This window comes from Micromonospora sp. CPCC 205558, assembly GCF_036902955.1.
Lineage (GTDB): Bacteria > Actinomycetota > Actinomycetes > Mycobacteriales > Micromonosporaceae > Micromonospora.
This window is the reverse complement of the sequence record NZ_JBAKHR010000035.1, coordinates 26,239-43,821: the sequence shown is the minus strand read 5'-3', so window position 1 is coordinate 43,821 and position 17,583 is coordinate 26,239. Positions and strand designations below refer to the sequence as shown.

Sequence of the window (17,583 nt, the reverse complement as noted above, 5' to 3'; positions counted from 1 at the left end):
TGCTGGTGACGGCGCGGCCAAAATCGGCTTCTCCCCACCTCGACACTCAGCAAGGCGTGCGAGTCTTGATACCGCACGAGCCGCGACGACCGACAAACGCTGTGGAGGACCGGTGGCCCAGCCGACCATGCCCGACGCCCCGACGCCGAACGGAGCGGCACCTGCGCCGGTGACCACACCCGCGCAGGACGCCACCCTGCTGGAGAAGGCGCTGTTCGAGATCAAACGTGTGATCGTCGGGCAGGACCGGATGGTGGAGCGAATGTTCGTCGCGCTGCTCGCCCGCGGTCACTGCCTGCTCGAAGGCGTGCCCGGGGTGGCCAAGACCCTGGCGGTGGAGACCCTCGCCAAGGTCGTCGGCGGGTCCTTCGCCCGGGTGCAGTTCACCCCGGATCTGGTGCCCGCCGACATCATGGGCACCCGGATCTACCGGCAGTCGAGCGAGAAGTTCGACGTCGAGCTGGGCCCGGTCTTCGTCAACTTCCTGCTCGCCGACGAGATCAACCGGGCGCCGGCCAAGGTGCAGTCCGCGCTGCTGGAGGTGATGAGCGAGCGGCAGGTGTCCATCGGCGGCGAGAGCCACCGGGTGCCCGACCCGTTTCTGGTGATGGCCACGCAGAACCCGATCGAGCAGGAGGGCGTCTACCCGCTGCCGGAGGCGCAACGGGACCGGTTCCTCATGAAGATCGTGGTGGGCTACCCGACCGACGCGGAGGAACGGGAGATCGTCTACCGGATGGGTGTGGCCGCGCCCGAGCCGACCGCGGTGTTCGACACCCCGGAGCTGATCGCCCTGCAACGCAAGGCGGACCAGGTCTTCGTCCACAACGCCCTGGTCGACTACGCGGTCCGGTTGGTGCTGGCCACCCGGGCCCCGGCCGAGCACGGCATGCCCGACGTCGCGCAACTGATCCAGTACGGGGCCAGCCCGCGCGCCTCGCTGGGTCTGGTCCGGGCCACCCGCGCCCTGGCGCTGCTGCGCGGGCGTGACTACGCGCTGCCGCAGGACGTGCAGGACATCGCGCCGGACATCCTGCGGCACCGGTTGGTGCTCAGCTACGACGCGCTCGCCGACGACGTGCCCGCCGACCACATCGTGCAGCGCGTGATGTCGACGATCCCGCTCCCGGCGGTCGCTCCCCGGCAGCAGGCCACCCCGCCGTCGATCGCGCCGCCGCCGGGCGCTGGCTGGCCCGGGCAGCGCCCGTGACCTCACCCACCCCTCGTCCGGCCCCCCTCGCCGACCGTAGCGAGGCCGTGCTGTCCCGGCTTCAGCTGCTCGTCACCCGCAAGCTCGACGGTCTGCTCCAGGGCGACTACGCCGGCCTGCTGCCGGGACCGGGCAGTGAGGCCGGCGAGTCCCGCGAGTACCGCCCCGGCGACGACGTGCGCCGGATGGACTGGCCGGTCACGGCACGGACGACCACACCGCACGTGCGGCGTACGGTCGCCGATCGGGAGCTGGAGACCTGGCTCGCGCTGGATCTCTCCGCCAGCCTGGACTTCGGCACCGGGAAATGGCTCAAGCGGGAGGTGGTGGTGGCCGCCGCGGCTGCCATCACCCACCTGACCGTGCGCGGGGGTAACCGGATCGGCGCCGTGATCGGTACCGGCGGCGGGGTCTCCGCGCCGGCCCGACGTTGGCGCGGTGGAGCACCACCGCCGGCCGGGCCCGGGGTGCTCACCCGACTGCCGGCCCGCTCCGGGCGCAAGGAGGCGCAGGGTCTGCTGCGTGCCGTCGCCGGCACCGCCATCCGGCCCGGCCGTGGTGATCTGGGCGCCCTGATCGAGATGCTCAACCGTCCGCCCCGCCGTCGCGGGGTGGCCGTGGTGGTCTCGGACTTCCTCGCGCCGGCCGAGCAGTGGGCGCGGCCGATGCGCAAGCTGCGCGTACGGCACGACGTGCTGGCGATCGAGGTGGTCGACCCCCGCGAGCTGGAACTGCCCGACGTTGGCGTGTTGCCGGTGGTCGACCCGGAGAGCGGCGAACTGCACGAGGTGCAGACCGCCGACCCACGGCTGAGGCAGCGCTACGCCGACGCCGCCACCGCCCAACGGGCCACGATCGCCGCCGCCCTGCGCGGCGCCGGTGCGGCCCACCTGCGTCTGCGTACCGACCGAGACTGGCTGCTGGACATGGTGCGCTTCGTGGCCGCGCAGCGGCACGCGCGTACCCGGGGGACGACACGATGATCCGTTTTCTGCAACCGTGGTGGCTGCTGGCTGTGCTGCCGGTGTTCGCCCTCGCCGCGTTCTACGTCTGGCGGCAGCTGCACCGCCGGGCGTACGCGATGCGGTTCACCAATGTGGACCTGCTGCGTACGGTGGCGCCGAAGGGCCTGGGTTGGCGTCGGCACGTCCCGGCGACCGCGTTCCTGCTCTGCCTGCTGGTGTTGGCCACCGCGCTGGCCCGGCCCGCGGTCGACACCAAGGAGCCGTTGGAGCGGGCCACCGTGATGCTCGCCATCGACGTGTCGTTGTCGATGCAGGCCGACGACGTGTCACCGAACCGGCTGGAGGCGGCCCAGGAGGCGGCCAAGCAGTTCGTCAGTGAGCTGCCGGAGAGCTACAACCTGGGCCTGGTGTCGTTCGCCAAGGCGGCCAACGTGCTGGTGCCGCCGGGTAAGGATCGGGACGCGGTGACCAGCGCCATCGACGGGCTGGTGCTGGCCGAGGCGACCGCGACCGGCGAGGCGGTGTTCACCTGCCTGGAGGCGATCCGGTCGGTGCCGGCCGACGGCGCGGCGGGCATTCCCCCGGCGCGGATCGTGTTGCTCTCCGACGGTTTCCGGACCTCCGGTCGGGCGATGGAGGAGGCGGCGGCGGCCGCGCAGGCCGCCAACGTTCCGGTCTCCACCATCGCCTTCGGCACCGACACCGGCCAGGTCGACATCGGCGGGCAGTTGCAGCGGGTGCCGGTCGACCGGATGGCCCTCGCCGAGCTCGCCGAGACCACCGAGGGTTACTTCTACGAGGCGGCCTCGGTGAGCGAGCTGAAGCAGGTCTATCAGGACATGGGCAGCTCGATCGGGTTCCGCACCGAGCCGCGTGAGGTGACCCAGTGGTACGCCGGGGTGGCGCTGCTGCTGGCGCTCTGCGCGGGCGCGCTCAGCCTGCTGTGGTCGTCGCGGATGCTCTGACCGGTGGACCGGCGGCGGTCAGTGGCCGCCGCCGGTCGGCGGCAACTCAGTGGCCGCCGCCGGCCAGTACGAAGACGATGGCCACCCAGACGGCGGCGAGAGTGAAGCCCAGCGGGGCGACGTAGCGGCTCATGGACGGCTCCGGGTGGCGGCTGGACGGTCCGCGTGCGGGGGCGGACCGCAAGGGGGTGGGGACGCGCACACGAAGTCGTGACCGGGCGGCTCCCGGCGACCGCCCGGGATCGGGCGGCGCGGCACACTCACCTCGGCAGGTGCCGAAGCGGTGGGGGAGCGGAGCTGGGTCAGCTCACCAGACTGAGTCGTGGCTCAGCGGGTCTGACCATCGGCCCGGCCACGACTGGGAGGATCGCTATCTCGCACAGCGATCACCTCCTGCAAGTCGGGCCGGCCGGAACGTCGATGATCGTACACCTGGGGGGCCGACGGAACGCACTCGGCCGACCGGCCGGCGACCCCTCCACCGCCCGGTTGGCGCCGCCCCCTCAGGCCACCCGCCGGCGGGCCGACCCGCACGACCGTGACCAGCACCGCGGCGAGCAGTGGCAGCCAGCAACAGCGCGCCAGCACCCAGCCCACGCCGTCCGGCAGGGTGTGCAGCCCCGGTAGGGCCAGCCCACTGCGGGCGGTGAGGGCGGTCACCGCCACCAGTACCGGCTGGTGGCACAGGTAGATCCGGACGGCCTGACGATTCATCCCGGTCACCGCCCGGCCCGGCAACGGCCGGTCCAGCAGCCGTGTCAGCATCGGCGCCGCGAGCAGCCCCAGCCCGACCTGGCTGACCGCCAGCGCCACGGCCAGCAGCGAGGGCGGGTTCAGGTTGGACACCCCGGCTCCGGGCACTCCGACGGCGCTCACCGGGTAGCCCACGGCCAGCAGCGCCGTCAGCACGGCGGCCCCGCCGCCCGCCAGGGCGCCCGCCGCCCGCCGCCCGACCAGCCGCCCGTCGGCGTGCGCCACGCCCAGCAGGTACGGCACCGACCAGGCCACCAGCACGGTGACCGGGGGCAGGTGGGTCCCGGCCGGCAGGAGACGCAGGGCCAGGTCGACCGCGGCGACCACGGCCACCGCCGGGGCGACGCAGCGCGCCACCCCCCATCGGCGTACGGCGCAACGCAGCGGCCCGGTCACCGCGACCAGGAACACCAACGGCAACAGGAACCACAGGGGACTGACCGCGAGCCGCAGCGCGACGGCGAGCGTGTCGTCCGGCGTCCCGGCGACGGTGGCGGCGAGCAACACCGCGGCGCCCACCCCCAGCAGCGCCACCGTCGGCAACAGCAGCCGGCGCAGTCGACGGGCCAACCAACCGCCCGAACCGCCCTGGTGACGGGCCAGCGACCGGGTCGAGGAGAACCCGGCGGTGAAGAAGAACAACCCGAGCGTCTGCAGGACCCAGGTCACCGGGGCCAGGCCGGGCAACGCGGTCAACGGACTGGCCTGGTGCAGCCCGCCGTCGCCGGTCAACACCAACCCGGTGACCAGCCAGTGCCCCAACACCACCCCGCCGATGGCGTACGCCCGCAGCGCATCGACGGTACGGTCCCGGCTCACCGGGCGTCTCCGATCCGGTCGGCGTCGACGCTGCCCAGCACGACCGCCGCCAACGCGACAAGCGTGGCGCTGCCGGTCGTGAGGTAGCTGTCGTGCCCGGCCACCCCGCCCACCGGCAGGGGTTGAGCGCCGAACTCCGGATCGCCGGGGCGACGGCCGAAGCCGAGGCCGGGCAGCCGCACCGGCGGCACCCAGCGGATCCAATCGCTCGGCGCCTCGGCCGCCCAGAACCGCCGCCCGCCGGGCAGATCCGCGGCGCGCTGCACCCCGGCGCCCACACCGCCGAGGCTGACCACGTCGGTGACCTGGGCCGGGGCGTCCGCCGCCGCCAGGGACACCACCAGTGCCCCGTAGCTGTGCCCGACCAGCGTGATCGTCGCCGTCGGACGCCGCCCGGCCAACTCCCGCAGCAGCACGGCGAGCCCGGCCGCGCCCCGCCGGGCGCTGACGCCGCCGGCAGCCGTCCACGCCCCGTCGGGCGGGTCGTACCCGAGCCAGGCCAGCACCGCGACCCGCGCCGCCGGGTCGGTCGCCCGCAGCTCCCGGTAGAGCTGCCCGGCCTGCACCGCCGGCGCCCGCCGGGCCACCCCGCCCAACCCCCGGTCGAAGTCGGCGAGGGTGCTGCCGACCCCCGGGACCAGCACCGCGATCCGGTCCGCCGTGGCGAGGTCGCCGAGCACCTCGACCGCCCGGCCGTCACCGCGCGCGTCGAACAGCAGGAACCGGCGTCCGTCGGCCGCCCAGTCCGCGTACGGTGGGCCGGCCGCGCGCATCGCCGCCGCCATCACGGGGTACGCCTCGACGAACCCCGCCGCCGTGGCCGGACCGGGTCGGGTCGGCAGGACCAGGTTCACGCCGAGCAGCGCGGCCATCGCCAACCGGCTGGCACCTCGTCGTCGCATTTCGTGCTCCCTCCGGAATGGTGTCCGGAGGCACAGTGCGTGAGTGGGTGGCGCTCGGGCGTCGTCCCAGGGAGCCGTTTGCCGGCTGGCTCTACGGGGCTACTCGCCGGCGGCCACCAGACCCGTCTCGTACGCCAGCACCACGGCCTGGGCCCGGTCGCGCAGACCCAGCTTGGCCAGGATCCGCCCGACGTGCGTCTTCACGGTCTGCTCGGCCACCACCAGGTCACCCGCGATCTCCGCGTTGTTGCGGCCCCGGGCGATCAACCGCAGCACCTCGGTCTCGCGCGGGGTGAGCCCGGCCAGGTCGGTGGGGCGGGGGCGGCTGCGGTCCGGGCGGGCCGCGAACTCGGCGATCAGCCGGCGGGTCACCCCCGGGGCGAGCAGCGCGTCCCCGGCCGCCACCACCCGCACCGCCTGCACCAGGTCGGCCGCCGGGGCGTCCTTGAGCAGGAACCCGCTGGCCCCGGCGCGCAGCGCCTCGTAGACGTAGTCGTCCAGGTCGAAGGTGGTGAGGATGAGCACCCGGGGCCGCTGCGTCGACCGGTCACCGAGCAGCTTGCGGGTGGCCTCCAGCCCGTCCATCACCGGCATCCGCACGTCCATCAGCACCACGTCCGGGTCGAGGTGGCGGGCGGCGGCCACGGCCTGCGCCCCGTCAGCGGCGTCACCCACCACCAACAGATCCGGTTGGGCGGCGAGCAGCGCGCCGAAACCCTGCCGGACCATCGCCTGGTCGTCGGCGATCAGCACCCGGATCATCGGTCCCCGCCCTCCGCGTCGTACGGCAACTCGGCCGCCACCGCGTAACCCCCGTCGGGCAGCGGCCCGGCGGTGAACGTACCGCCCAGCGAGAAGGCCCGCTCCCGCATGCCGGTCAGCCCGTGCCCGGAGCCCGCCTCGCCAGGCCGGGAGCCCGCCTCGGCGGGTGGCGCGTTCTGTACGCGTACCCCCAGGCCGGACGGACCGACGCGGACGGTGACCCGCACCGCGGCGCCGGCCGCGTGGCGGGCCGCGTTGGCCAGGCCTTCCTGCACGATGCGGTACGCGGCCAGCCCGACCGGCGCGGGCACCCGGTCGTCGTCCACCGGCTCGGCGTCCAAGGTCACCGGCAGCCCGGCCCGGCGGGCCGCGTCCACCATCGCGCCCAGGTCGGTCAGGTCCGGCTGCGGCGCGGTCTGCGGCCCGGTCGTCTCGCTGCGCAGCACCCCCAGCAGCCGCCGCATGTCGGTCAGCGCGTCGCGGGCCGACGCGGCGATGGCGACGAACTCCGCGGCTGCCGGGGCCGGCACGTCGGTCAGCCGGTACGGGGCGGTCTCCGCCTGCACCGCGATCAGGGACATGTGGTGGGCCACCACGTCGTGCAGCTCCCTGGCGATCCGGGTGCGTTCCTCCAGCACCCCGCGCCGTTCCTGCTCCCGCTCGCTCAGCTCGGTCTGCGCGGCCAGCGCGCGCCGGGACAGCCGGTTGCGTCGGATCAGGTCGCCGACGATCGCCGACGCGCCGAGCAGCAACAGGACCGGGACCCGGTTGTCGGGGTGCACCAGGGTGAACACCGGCACCGTGCTGATCGTCACCACCCAGGCCAGCACCGGCCGATCGACCCGCGTGACGGTCAGGGCCAGCACCACGACCGACCCGAGCGCCAGCGGCGGGGTCCATGGCCAGGCCTGGTCGGCTGGCGCGTTGAACGTGCAGATCAGCAGGGCCAGCACGGTCAGCCGCCAGGCCAGCAGCGGACGCCGGGGCAGCGCCAGCAGCGGCGCCACGGTCATCGCCGCGAACAGCACCGCGACCGGCGCCGGCAGGCCCCAGTCGCTCTCCACGGTCAGCGTGATCAGGAAGATACCGAGGGCGGCGAGCAGGCCCGCCGGGGCGACGTAGCGGGCCGCTCCGGGCCAGCGCGCCAGCAGCGGCCGTTCGGGCCGGGGATCGGGGGCCAGCAGGGTCTGTCGCAGCGCGCGCAGGGCCACAGCGATCGGTTGCCGGTTCACCACCCGGAGGCTACGGGCCAGCCCCGCCACCAGGCGTGCCACCAGGGGGTGATTCCGATGTCGTACCCCAGTGTGACGCGACTCCCGTTAGCGCTTACCTACCGGTAACGCCTAGGCTCCGACGCGTCTGTGCTGACCATTCGCAAGGGGGAACAGTGGCTCGCACCGTGCTGGTGACCGGAGGCAACCGGGGGATCGGCCTGGCCATCGCGCAGGCCTTCGCCAAGCAGGGCGACCGGGTGGCGGTCACCCACCGCAGCGGCGAGGCACCCGACGGATTGTTCGGCGTACGCGCCGACGTCACCGACGCCGCCTCGATCGACGCCGCGTTCGCCGCCGTCGAGGCCGAGCTGGGTCCGGTCGAGGTGCTGGTCGCCAACGCCGGCATGACCGCCGACACGCTGCTGCTGCGCATGTCCGAGGAACAGTTCACCGACGTGGTGGACACCAACCTCACCGGCGCGTTCCGGGTCGCCAAGCGGGCCTCCGGCAAGATGCTCCGCGCCAAGTGGGGCCGCATGATCTTCATCTCCTCGGTGGTCGGCCTCGCCGGCGGCGCCGGGCAGGTCAACTACGCCGCCAGCAAGGCCGGCCTCGTCGGTGTCGCCCGCTCGATCACCCGGGAGCTGGGCAGCCGCAACATCACCGCGAACGTGGTGGCACCCGGCTTCATCGACACCGACATGACCGCCGGCCTCTCCGGAGACCGCAAGGCGGAGATCCTCAAGTCCATCCCGGCCGGCCGGATGGCCAGCCCGGACGAGGTCGCCGCCGTGGTCACCTGGCTGGCCTCCGACAGCGCCGGGTACGTCTCCGGCGCCGTCATCCCGGTCGACGGCGGCCTCGGCATGGGCCACTAACACCCTTTTGACTACGGAGGAAATCTGCGATGTCCGGACTGCTCGCCGGTAAGCGACTGCTCGTCACCGGTGTCATCACCGACGCCTCGATCGCCTTCTCGGTGGCGAAGCTCGCTCAGGAAAATGGCGCGCAGGTCGTGCTCACCGGCTACGGCCGGCTCTCCCTGGTCGAGCGGATCGCCAAGCGGCTGCCCGAGCCGGCACCGGTGATCGAGGTGGACGTCACCAACACCGAGCACCTGGCCGGCCTCGCCGACCGGGTACGCGAGCACGTCGACGGCCTCGACGGTGTGGTGCACTCGATCGGCTTCGCCCCGCAGAGCTGCCTCGGCGGCGGCTTCCTCGACGCGCCCTGGGAGGACGTGGCGACCGCCCTGCACGTCTCCACCTTCTCGTACAAGTCCCTCGCGATGGCGGCGCTGCCGTTGATGTCGCCCGGCGGCGCGGTGGTCGGCCTGACCTTCGACGCGACGAAGGCGTGGCCGGTCTACGACTGGATGGGCGTGGCCAAGGCTGGCCTGGAGTCCGCGTCCCGTTACCTGGCGCTGCACCTGGGCAAGCAGGGCATCCGCAGCAACCTGGTGGCCGCCGGGCCGCTGCGTACCATCGCCGCCAAGTCGATCCCCGGCTTCGACCAGTTCGAGGACGCCTGGGCGGGGCGGGCCCCGCTGGGCTGGAACCTCACCGACCAGGAGCCGGCCGCGCGAGCCTGCCTGGCACTGCTCTCCGACTGGTTCCCGGCCACCACCGGCGAGATCGTCCACGTCGACGGCGGCTACCACGCCATCGGTTCCTGACGCTCCCCGCGACGCCCCCTGGCCGCCGTAGGCGTGATCTACGCATCCGGACCAGGGGGCGTCGCCGGGACGTCCCGGCCGAGGGGCAAGAATGACCCCATGTCGTACGACGCGGTGGTGCTGGTGTCCTTCGGCGGGCCCGAACGGCCCGAGGACGTGATGCCGTTCCTGCAGAACGTGACCCGGGGCCGGGGTGTGCCGCCCGAGCGGCTGGCCGAGGTCGCCGAGCACTACCAGCACTTCGGTGGGGTGTCCCCGATCAACCAGCAGTGCCGGGACCTGCTGGCCGCCGTCCGCGCCGACTTCGCCGCGCACGGTGTCGACCTGCCCATCTACTGGGGCAACCGCAACTGGGACCCGATGCTCGCCGACACCGTTACCCGGATGCGCGACGACGGGGTGACCCGGGCGCTGGCGTTCGTCACCAGCGCGTACGGCGGTTACTCGTCCTGCCGGCAGTACCAGGAGGACATCGCCGCCGCCCGTGCCGCCGTCGGCCCGGACGCCCCGGTGATCGAGAAGTTGCGCCAGTTCTGGGACCATCCCGGTTTCGTCGAGCCGCACGTCGACGCGGTCCGGGCGGCCCTGGACCAGCTCGACCAGGCGTTGCGGGACACCACCCGGCTGGTCTTCACCGCCCACTCCATCCCCAGCTCGATGGCGGCCAACGCCGGCCCGCACGGCGGCCGGTACGAGGCGCAGCTGCACGAGACCGCCCGGCTCGTCGCCGCAGCCGCCGCACCCGACCTGCCGTACGACCTGGTCTGGCAGAGCCGCTCCGGCCCGCCACAGATGCCGTGGCTGGAACCGGACGTCAACGACCACCTGACCACCCTCGCGCGGGGCGGCACCACCGCTGTGGTGGTCAGCCCGATCGGGTTCGTCTCCGATCACCTGGAGGTCGTGTGGGACCTGGACACCGAAGCGCTGGAGACGGCGAAGCAGCTCGGCCTGGATTTTGTCCGGGCCGCCACGCCGGGCACCGATCCGCGCTTCGTGACCATGGTGCGGGAGCTGGTCACCGAGCGGACCGACCCGGACGGCGCGCAGCTGCGCCGCCGCCTGGGCGAGCTGCCGATGTGGGACACCTGCCCCACCGTCTGTTGCGTGCCCACCCGTCGCCCCTGACCTCTGAGGATCATCATGCATGACCGCAAGCCCGTGCAGAGTTGGCTGACCGACATGGACGGCGTGCTGGTGCACGAGGGCCAGCCGGTTCCCGGTGCGCCGGAGTTCATCAACCGGATGCGCGCCTCCGGCAAGCCGTTCCTGGTGCTGACCAACAACTCGATCTACACCCCGCGCGACCTGACGGCCCGGCTCAGCCGGATGGGGCTGGACGTGCCGGAGGAGTCGATCTGGTCGTCCGCCCTGGCCACCGGCCAGTTCCTCGCCGACCAGCGGCCGGGTGGCACCGCGTACGTCATCGGTGAGGCCGGGCTGACCACGGCCCTGCACGCCGTCGGTTACGTGCTGACCGACTTCGCCCCCGACTATGTGGTGCTCGGCGAAACCCGCACCTACAGCTTCGAGGCGATCACCAAGGCCGTCCGCCTGATCAACGACGGCGCCCGGTTCATCTGCACCAACCCCGACGTCACCGGCCCGTCCGTGGAAGGCGCGCTACCCGCCGCCGGCTCGGTCGCCGCCATGATCTCCAAGGCGACCGGGGTGGAGCCGTACTTCGTCGGCAAGCCCAACCCGATGATGATGCGTTCGGCGCTCAACACCATCAACGCCCACTCGGAGAGCACCGCGATGATCGGTGACCGGATGGACACCGACATCCTGTGTGGCCTGGAGGCCGGGTTGGAGACCATCCTGGTGCTCACCGGGATCAGCAGCCGCACCGAGGCGGAACGGTACCCGTACCGCCCGTCGCGGATCGTCAACTCGGTCGCGGACCTGCTCGACGAGATCTGACCGGCCGGCCTGGGCGGGCTGACTGCTGCCTGCTGGTCGCGCTGCGCGCTGCCCCCGCGCTGGCCGCGCTGCGCCCGCGCTGGCCCCGCACTGCGCCCGCGCTGGCCCCGCACTGCGCCCGCGCTGGCCCCGCGCTGGCCGCGCTGGCCCCGCGCTGGCCGCGCTGGCCGCGATGATCGCGCTGCAACCAGGATGTAGTGGTCACCGTCCGCGCCGGAGGCCACTACATCCATGATCGAGCGCGATCATGGAGGGCGGGCGCGCAGCGGACCCCGGCGGTCGAGGCGCAGCGGACCCGGGCTGGCGCAGCGGACCCAGGCGCGTCGGAGCCCGGCGGCGGGGGCGTGGCGCGTAGGGCCGGGCACCCGGCGCGCGGCTTGACCGGCGGCGGGGCGGTGTGGCGCGTGGGCCCCGGCGCGCGGCATCACCCGTGGCGCGGGTGACCGGTCAGGGGCGGAGTGGGGCGTTGCAGGCTGCCACCAGCGCCTGCCGGCAGGCAGCGGTCAGCGGACGAAGGGCCGCGTCCCGCTGCTGCGCCTCGTAGTTGTTGATCGCCCCGCCGGGCGCGGAGTGCCCGGCCAGCGCGAGCACCCGGTCGAGCACCGCGGCGCGGGCGAAGAGCCGCCGGGCGCGCGGGTCGAAGCCCGGTGGCAGGTCGGTGGTGCCGTCGGGGCGGCGCAGCGCGGCCAGCGCACCGGCCAGCTCGGGCCGCCACTGGGCCACGTCGAGGCGGGTCAGCGCGGCGGTCGTCTCGGCCAGCGCGGCGGCCAGTTCGGCCTCCGCCTCGGCGGCGCCGGGCAACGAGAGGGACGCGGCGGCCGCGTTGGCCGGCAGCGGGTACACCCGCCACAACACCGTCTCGAAACAGTCCCCGGAGCCGGAGGTGTGCAGGCGGACCTCCGGGATCAACCCGAGCCCGCCAGCGACCACGGCCTCACCCGCGACCAGCGCCGCGCCGGCGAAGTCGCCGGGGCCGGGCAAACCCCGGGGGTCGCCGGGCGCGGGCAGCACCAGGCGGATCTCGTCCGGGGAGAGCTTGGCGAGGGTGGGCAGCGCGGCGCCCAGCGGGACGTCGGTCCAGGTGCCCGGGGCGTCCGCAACGAGATGTTCCTCGTCGCCGGCGATGGCGTCGGCGACCTCGTCGTACGGCACCAACCCGGCGCGCCACGCGCGCACCCAGGCAACGAACCGGCTCGACCGGCGCGGCGTGAGTGTGGCCGCGCCCGTTGCGGGGGTGGACATGCCGAAAGGGTACGTGGTCACGACCGGCCCTGTCTCGACTGCCGCTCCGGCCGCCCTGCGTGCCCCGAACTGCCCCCTTCGCCCGATCCCATCCGGCGTCCCTTCCTGTCTCCGTGCCCACCGTCTTGGTCGATCATGGCGTGGTGGTGGGCGACAGGTACCGGTTGGGGCCGTTTCGTGAGGCACCACAACTTCATGATCGACCCGTGCGGGCGGACGGTGTGCGGTCGGCGGTCAGCGGGCGGGGCGGTGTGTCGGGGGTGGGGTGGGCGCGGGCTGGGTTTAGCGTGATCGACATGGCGGGGCGATACGGCGAGGACGTGTTGGCGGGAGACTGGCGTCGGCGGAAGGTCACCCCCGAGGTGGACGCCGAACCGGACCTCGTGGTCGAGGACGCCGACTCCGGGTTCTGCGGAGCGGTGGTGGGCTTCGAGGCCGGTGCGGTGGTGCTGGAGGACCGGCACGGTAAGCGCCGCAACTTCCCGCTGCTGCCGGCGGCGTTCCTGCTCGACGGCCGCCCGGTGACGCTGCGCCGCCCCACCCGCGCGCCGGTGCCGGCGGCCCGTCGACGGACCGCGTCCGGTTCGGTGGCGGTGGACAACGTCCGCGCCCAGGTGGCCAAAGCCAGCCGGATCTGGGTGGAGGGCATCCACGACGCCGCCCTGGTCGAGCGGATCTGGGGTGACGACCTGCGCATCGAGGGCGTGGTCGTGGAGCCGTTGGACGGCATCGACGCGCTCGACGCCGACGTACGCGACTTCGGCCCCGGCCCGACCCGACGGCTTGGCGTCCTCGTCGACCACCTGGTGCCGGGCAGCAAGGAGAGCCGGATCGTGGCCCGGGTGAACTCGCCGTACGTGCTGGTGACCGGGCACCCCTATGTGGATGTGTGGCAGGCGGTCAAGCCGGCGGCGTTGGGCATCGCGGCGTGGCCGGTGGTGCCGCCGGGGCAGCCGTGGAAGGAAGGGGTCTGCGCGGCCCTCGGGGTGGCCGAGCCGGCCGACATGTGGCGGCACGTCCTGTCCCGGGTGAACAGCTTCGCCGACGTGGAAACGCCCCTGATCAACGCCATGGAACGCCTCATCGACTTCGTCACCGAGGCTCCCTGACCGCCCGGTCCTTCCGGAGGGCGGCTCAGGGGGCCTCGTCGGGGCTGCGCGTGAAGACGAACGTGGCGATGTCGAGCGCCGTCACCCGTCCGCTGTCGTCGCGCAGCACCGACAGGATCTCGCCGTTCTCCGGCCCGGAGCGTCCCCGCCAGCGATCCGGCCCCTCGGCGGTGAACCGGCTCACCCGATCACCGCGTAGGTTGGCCACCAGGTCACCCGCGTCCCAGCTCAGATCCATCGGGGTGCCCATCCACCACCAGCGCCCGGTCAGCTCGGCCAACTCCGCGGGTACGGCGGTGGCCGGCCGCCACGGCTGTGGCAACGGCGGCTCGGCGTCCAGCACTGTGGTCAGCAGCCGGCGGCCGAGCCTGGTGAGCGGGACGCTGTACGAGTTGGCGAAGCCCACCACCGCCGTACGGGTCGGCCGGTGCACCGCGAGGGCGGCCACGTACCCGGGCATCGAGCCGCTGTGCCCGACGTACACGCGCTCGCCGTCGCGGTAGAGCTCCAGTCCCAGGCCGTGCCCACCGGTCCAGGAGTCGAGGTCGCTGATCACCACGGGCGCGCACATCTCGGTGAGCGTCCCGGCGGCCAGCACCGACGGGTCGGGGTCGGCGAGGAAGGCGGCCCAGCGGCCCAGATCCTCGATCGTCGACCAGAGCTGTCCGGCGGGGGCCATCGCACCGGTGTCGGTACGCGGTTCCTCGCGCAGCGTGTCGCGCCAGGGGTGTACGACGTAGCCGCGGGCGTACGGCTCGGTGGCTGCGTAGGTGGTGCGGCGCATTCCGAGCGGTCCGAGCAACCGTTCGTCGAGCAGGTCGGCCCAGGGCTTTCCGGTGAGCCGTTCGAGCAGGCCACCGAGGAGCCCGTAGGCCAGGTTGGAGTAGTGGTACGTGGTGTGCGGCGGATAGGCGATCTTGTCGGCGCTCAGGCCGTCGAGCAGCCTGGCCAGGTCGGCGCCGGCGGACCGCTCCCACCAGTCGCCCTCGGGTTCGCGTTGTATGCCGCTGGCGTGCCCGAGTAGTTGGCGCAGGGTGAGCGAGCCCGCTGCGGTGCCCGGCAGGTGCCGTTCCAGCGGGTCGTCGAGGGCCAGCCGGCCGGCATCACGCAACTGCATGATCAGGGTGGCGGTCATCGTCTTGCTGATCGAGCCCAACCGGTACTGCAGGTCGACGTCGGGGCGGGGGTGCTCGCCGGCGACGGCCAGGTGGACCAGCGCGCCATCGCGGACCACGCCCAGCACCAGTGACGGGGTACGACAGGCGACCTGTGCCTGGGCGACCTGGGCGTCGATCTGTCGGGTGGTCGCGGGCAGCAGGGTCACGGCGATCTCTCCTCGATCGGTGGTGCGGACCGGGGCGTTGCCAGGTGGTGTTTCGGCCGGCCAGTCGGTTTCGACGAGCCTACTGATCATCACGGGTGGGCTGCACGTGCATTCGCGTGTCACGATCAGGGGGTGGACGCCGTGGTGTGGATCGTTTTGGGTGTGCTGCTGGCCGTCGCCGAGATTTTCACGACGACGCTATTCTTGATCATGTTCGGGGTCGGTGCGTTCGCCGCCGCCGGAGCGGCCGCGCTGGGTGCGCCGGTCGCGGTGCAGGCGCTGGTCTTCGCGGTGGTGTCGGCGTTGAGCCTGGTGGTGGTGCGACCGGTCATCCGGCGGCACAATCGCTCCGCGCTGGAGAGCGGCGAGCAGCCGTTCGGCGTGGAGGCCCTCGAGGGCGCCACGGCGCTGGTGCTGGAACGGGTGGACGCCGAGCACGGTCTGGTCAAGATCGACGGTGAGCTGTGGACCGCCCGGCCGTACGACACGACGCAAACTTTCGAGCCCGGTCAACGGGTTCGGGTGATAAAGGTCCGGGGCGCGACAGCCCTGGTGTGGCAGGACGATGTTTCTTCCGCCGGCGAGTTGCCGGAATCGAGAGGATGAACGGGATGACGGTAGTTGGGGTGCTGTTACTCGCGGTGGCGTTGATCGCCGTGATTACGCTGGCCAAGGCGGTGCGGATCGTGCCGCAGCAGCGCCAGGATGTGGTGGAACGGCTCGGCAAGTACAAGCGCACCCTCAGCCCCGGCCTCAACCTGCTGGTGCCGTTCATCGACGCGGTCCGCACCAAGGTCGACATGCGCGAGCAGGTGGTCAGCTTCCCGCCGCAGCCGGTGATCACCTCGGACAACCTGGTGGTCTCGATCGACACGGTTCTCTACTTCAAGGTGGTCGACTCGGTCCGGGCGACCTACGAGATCTCCAGCTTCCTGCAGGCCATCGAGCAGTTGACCGTCACCACGTTGCGTAACGTGATCGGTTCGCTCGACCTGGAGCGGGCGCTGACCAGCCGGGACGAGATCAACCGGCACCTCTCGGGCGTGCTGGACGAGACCACCGGCCGCTGGGGCATCAAGGTGACCCGGGTCGAGATCAAGGCGATCGAGCCGCCGGCCAGCATTCGCGACTCGATGGAGAAGCAGATGCGCGCCGAGCGGGACCGCCGGGCGGCGATCCTGACCGCCGAGGGGCACAAGCAGTCGCAGATCCTCACCGCCGAGGGTGAGAAGCAGTCGGCGGTGCTGCGGGCCGACGGTGACCGGCAGGCCCGGATCCTGCAGGCCGAGGGTCAGGCGAAGGCGATCCGTACCGTCTTCGACGCGATCCACCAGGCCAACCCGAGCCAGAAGGTGCTCGCCTACCAGTACCTGCAGGCCCTGCCGCAGATCGCCCAGGGCAGCGCCAACAAGGTCTGGATCGTCCCGGCCGAGCTGACCAAGGCCCTGGAGGGGATGGGCGGCGCGCTCGGTGGGCTGAGCCAGATGGTGGGGGATCTGCCCGCACCGGAGGCGGCGGACCACGCGAGCCAGGTCGAGCGCGAGGCCGCGGAGGCGGCGCAGGCCGCGGCGGCCGCCGCTCAGCAGATCCACGACGAGGTACGCGTCGCCGAGGCGCAGGCCACCGGCGGCAACAAGCCGCAGGGGCTGCCGGCTCCGGAGCCGGTGTCTCCGGCCAGCCTGACCGAGGACCCGGCCGACCAGCGCGAGCGCGGCTGATCCAGGGCACCGGCCGCCCGGCCGGATAAATGCGAGAAAGACTCATGGGGCGCTCCGACGCCTGCCACCATCGGTCCTAGGACGGGTGGTGACCAGGCAATCGGGGCGCCCCGGCGCGTCGGTGCACCGCTCGACGACGAGCGAGGTGACGCATGAAGGATCCGGCGAATCGGATGTGGTCCTCGGCCCCGGTGCCCGGCGCGCACGACCCGGTCGCCCCGCTGGGCTCCCGGCGCAGCGGCGGCGGGTTCGGCGTGTTGCCCTTCGTCGGCGAGCCGAGCCCGGGCGCCCCCGCCACGAACGCCAGTTGGGCCTGGTCGGTGCGTCGGTTCGCCCGGGCGGCGGTCTGGCTGCTGCCCGCGTACGCCATCCTCTACGGCGCGGTGGCGATGGCCAGCGACGGAGGGGTGGGCAACGACCCCTATCCGGCCGACGGCCGCGCGGTGTACCTGATCGGTTGGGTGGCCGCGGTCTGGCTCGGCCTGCTCGCGCTGCTGGCCCTCACCGGGCTGCTGGCCGCGACCCGCAGCCGCCGGGTGGCCGCCGCCGGGCTGCTGGTCAGCATCGCCGGCACCGTGCTGATGCTGCCGTTCGCCGGGCTCGAGGAGCAGACCCCCGTCTTCGGCGCCACCGCGCGGTCGCTGGTCCTGCTCGGCGCGACGTTCTACAGCGCGGGCTGGTTCCTCACCGGGTGGGCGGTGGCCCGCTCGGGCACCTTCAGCCTCGGCGACGGCGTCATGCTGATCATCGCCGCGCCGCTGCTCGGCCTCGGCGGTGCCCTGATCGGCTCGTTGCAGACGTTCGGCGCGATCTTCGTACTGATCGCCGGCATCGGCATCGGCTACCGCTCCGGCCGCCTGATGCCCCGCGAAACCGCCAGAGACGCCGCCAGCGCCAGCCTCAGCACCCCCAACCCCTAAAAACCCCCGCGCCCCGCCCTTTTAGGGGTTGATCATGAAGTTATTGCGCTCGGCCGGCTTGTCGTGGCAATAACTTCATGAT

Annotated in this window: 18 protein-coding genes; 11 read left to right on the top strand and 7 right to left on the bottom strand. The window is 72.9% G+C overall.

The genetic code is table 11. The features are described from left to right. Nucleotides 1–112 precede the first annotated feature (112 nt). From V6U86_RS29005 to V6U86_RS28995, 3 genes are read left to right on the top strand one after another with little or no spacing between them, the layout of a single operon-like run. Complete coding sequence (locus V6U86_RS29005) at nt 113–1,210, top strand: AAA family ATPase (protein ID WP_334508789.1); 1,098 nt, start codon at nt 113–115, stop codon at nt 1,208–1,210. Continuing rightward, entirely contained in the window at nt 1,189–2,193 is a 1,005-nt protein-coding gene (locus V6U86_RS29000; protein WP_334508826.1) for a DUF58 domain-containing protein, read from the top strand. Before V6U86_RS29005 ends, V6U86_RS29000 begins: the two co-directional genes overlap by 22 nt. Continuing rightward, on the top strand, nt 2,190–3,140 hold the full coding sequence (locus V6U86_RS28995; RefSeq protein WP_334508787.1) for a VWA domain-containing protein: 951 nt from the start codon (nt 2,190–2,192) through the stop codon (nt 3,138–3,140). The genes V6U86_RS29000 and V6U86_RS28995 overlap by 4 nt, the downstream gene beginning before the upstream one ends. 46 nt (nt 3,141–3,186) lie before the next feature. Here V6U86_RS28995 and V6U86_RS28990 read toward each other — a convergent pair whose 3' ends face one another. The 5 genes from V6U86_RS28990 to V6U86_RS28970 form a co-directional block, all read right to left on the bottom strand. Next, nucleotides 3,187–3,342 carry a hypothetical protein gene (locus V6U86_RS28990; protein WP_334508785.1) on the bottom strand — a complete coding sequence of 52 codons (156 nt, stop codon included), beginning with the start codon at nt 3,340–3,342 and terminating at the stop codon, nt 3,187–3,189. Between the two features lie 125 nt (nt 3,343–3,467). After that, complete coding sequence (locus V6U86_RS28985; RefSeq protein WP_334508783.1) at nt 3,468–4,712, bottom strand: acyltransferase family protein; 1,245 nt, start codon at nt 4,710–4,712, stop codon at nt 3,468–3,470. After that, nucleotides 4,709–5,614 carry an alpha/beta hydrolase gene (locus V6U86_RS28980; RefSeq protein WP_334508780.1) on the bottom strand — a complete coding sequence of 302 codons (906 nt, stop codon included), beginning with the start codon at nt 5,612–5,614 and terminating at the stop codon, nt 4,709–4,711. The genes V6U86_RS28985 and V6U86_RS28980 overlap by 4 nt, the downstream gene beginning before the upstream one ends. Before the next feature lie 99 nt (nt 5,615–5,713). Beyond that, a complete protein-coding gene (locus V6U86_RS28975; RefSeq protein ID WP_334508778.1) occupies nt 5,714–6,376 on the bottom strand; it encodes a response regulator transcription factor in 663 nt (220 codons plus the stop codon). Further along, nucleotides 6,373–7,608, bottom strand: a complete 1,236-nt coding sequence (locus V6U86_RS28970) for a sensor histidine kinase (protein WP_334508777.1) — start codon at nt 7,606–7,608, stop codon at nt 6,373–6,375. The genes V6U86_RS28975 and V6U86_RS28970 overlap by 4 nt, the downstream gene beginning before the upstream one ends. A 155-nt stretch (nt 7,609–7,763) precedes the next feature. Between V6U86_RS28970 and fabG the strand changes: the two genes are divergently transcribed. The 4 genes from fabG to V6U86_RS28950 all read left to right on the top strand — a co-directional run bounded on the left by fabG (nt 7,764) and on the right by V6U86_RS28950 (nt 11,188). After that, nucleotides 7,764–8,468, top strand: coding sequence for a 3-oxoacyl-ACP reductase FabG (fabG, locus tag V6U86_RS28965; protein ID WP_091403857.1), 705 nt, complete (start codon nt 7,764–7,766; stop codon nt 8,466–8,468). A gap of 29 nt (nt 8,469–8,497) precedes the next feature. Beyond that, the gene (gene fabI / locus V6U86_RS28960) at nt 8,498–9,265 is read left to right on the top strand and encodes an enoyl-ACP reductase FabI (protein WP_334508771.1); all 768 of its coding nucleotides are present in this window, start codon (nt 8,498–8,500) and stop codon (nt 9,263–9,265) included. Between the two features lie 99 nt (nt 9,266–9,364). After that, nucleotides 9,365–10,393, top strand: a complete 1,029-nt coding sequence (locus tag V6U86_RS28955) for a ferrochelatase (RefSeq protein ID WP_334508769.1) — start codon at nt 9,365–9,367, stop codon at nt 10,391–10,393. A gap of 15 nt (nt 10,394–10,408) precedes the next feature. Beyond that, the gene (locus tag V6U86_RS28950; RefSeq protein ID WP_088988620.1) at nt 10,409–11,188 is read left to right on the top strand and encodes an HAD-IIA family hydrolase; all 780 of its coding nucleotides are present in this window, start codon (nt 10,409–10,411) and stop codon (nt 11,186–11,188) included. Between the two features lie 447 nt (nt 11,189–11,635). Here V6U86_RS28950 and V6U86_RS28945 read toward each other — a convergent pair whose 3' ends face one another. Next, nucleotides 11,636–12,430: a hypothetical protein gene (locus tag V6U86_RS28945; protein WP_334508766.1), complete on the bottom strand. Its 795-nt coding sequence runs from the start codon at nt 12,428–12,430 to the stop codon at nt 11,636–11,638. A gap of 296 nt (nt 12,431–12,726) precedes the next feature. Here V6U86_RS28945 and V6U86_RS28940 point away from each other — a divergent pair, with 296 nt between their 5' ends. After that, nucleotides 12,727–13,539: a DUF3097 domain-containing protein gene (locus tag V6U86_RS28940; RefSeq protein WP_334508764.1), complete on the top strand. Its 813-nt coding sequence runs from the start codon at nt 12,727–12,729 to the stop codon at nt 13,537–13,539. Between the two features lie 25 nt (nt 13,540–13,564). Here V6U86_RS28940 and V6U86_RS28935 read toward each other — a convergent pair whose 3' ends face one another. Next, entirely contained in the window at nt 13,565–14,863 is a 1,299-nt protein-coding gene (locus V6U86_RS28935) for a serine hydrolase domain-containing protein (protein WP_334508762.1), read from the bottom strand. A gap of 132 nt (nt 14,864–14,995) precedes the next feature. Here V6U86_RS28935 and V6U86_RS28930 point away from each other — a divergent pair, with 132 nt between their 5' ends. The 3 genes from V6U86_RS28930 (at nt 14,996) to V6U86_RS28920 (ending at nt 17,501) form a co-directional block, all read left to right on the top strand. Next, on the top strand, nt 14,996–15,469 hold the full coding sequence (locus tag V6U86_RS28930) for an NfeD family protein (protein WP_334508760.1): 474 nt from the start codon (nt 14,996–14,998) through the stop codon (nt 15,467–15,469). Beyond that, nucleotides 15,466–16,581 carry an SPFH domain-containing protein gene (locus V6U86_RS28925; RefSeq protein WP_334508758.1) on the top strand — a complete coding sequence of 372 codons (1,116 nt, stop codon included), beginning with the start codon at nt 15,466–15,468 and terminating at the stop codon, nt 16,579–16,581. Before V6U86_RS28930 ends, V6U86_RS28925 begins: the two co-directional genes overlap by 4 nt. A 152-nt stretch (nt 16,582–16,733) precedes the next feature. Then, nucleotides 16,734–17,501, top strand: a complete 768-nt coding sequence (locus V6U86_RS28920; protein ID WP_334508756.1) for a hypothetical protein — start codon at nt 16,734–16,736, stop codon at nt 17,499–17,501. The last annotated feature ends 82 nt before the right edge of the window (nt 17,502–17,583 follow it).

Coding starts and splice junctions, on each gene's coding strand:
- V6U86_RS28945 (WP_334508766.1), bottom strand. CDS start 12,430: ATGTCCACCCCCGCAACGGGCGCGGCCACACTCACGCCGCGCCGGTCG.
- fabI (WP_334508771.1), top strand. CDS start 8,498: ATGTCCGGACTGCTCGCCGGTAAGCGACTGCTCGTCACCGGTGTCATC.
- V6U86_RS28980 (WP_334508780.1), bottom strand. CDS start 5,614: ATGCGACGACGAGGTGCCAGCCGGTTGGCGATGGCCGCGCTGCTCGGC.
- V6U86_RS28925 (WP_334508758.1), top strand. CDS start 15,466: ATGAACGGGATGACGGTAGTTGGGGTGCTGTTACTCGCGGTGGCGTTG.
- V6U86_RS28955 (WP_334508769.1), top strand. CDS start 9,365: ATGTCGTACGACGCGGTGGTGCTGGTGTCCTTCGGCGGGCCCGAACGG.
- V6U86_RS28950 (WP_088988620.1), top strand. CDS start 10,409: ATGCATGACCGCAAGCCCGTGCAGAGTTGGCTGACCGACATGGACGGC.
- V6U86_RS28940 (WP_334508764.1), top strand. CDS start 12,727: ATGGCGGGGCGATACGGCGAGGACGTGTTGGCGGGAGACTGGCGTCGG.
- V6U86_RS28975 (WP_334508778.1), bottom strand. CDS start 6,376: ATGATCCGGGTGCTGATCGCCGACGACCAGGCGATGGTCCGGCAGGGT.
- V6U86_RS28920 (WP_334508756.1), top strand. CDS start 16,734: ATGAAGGATCCGGCGAATCGGATGTGGTCCTCGGCCCCGGTGCCCGGC.
- V6U86_RS28995 (WP_334508787.1), top strand. CDS start 2,190: ATGATCCGTTTTCTGCAACCGTGGTGGCTGCTGGCTGTGCTGCCGGTG.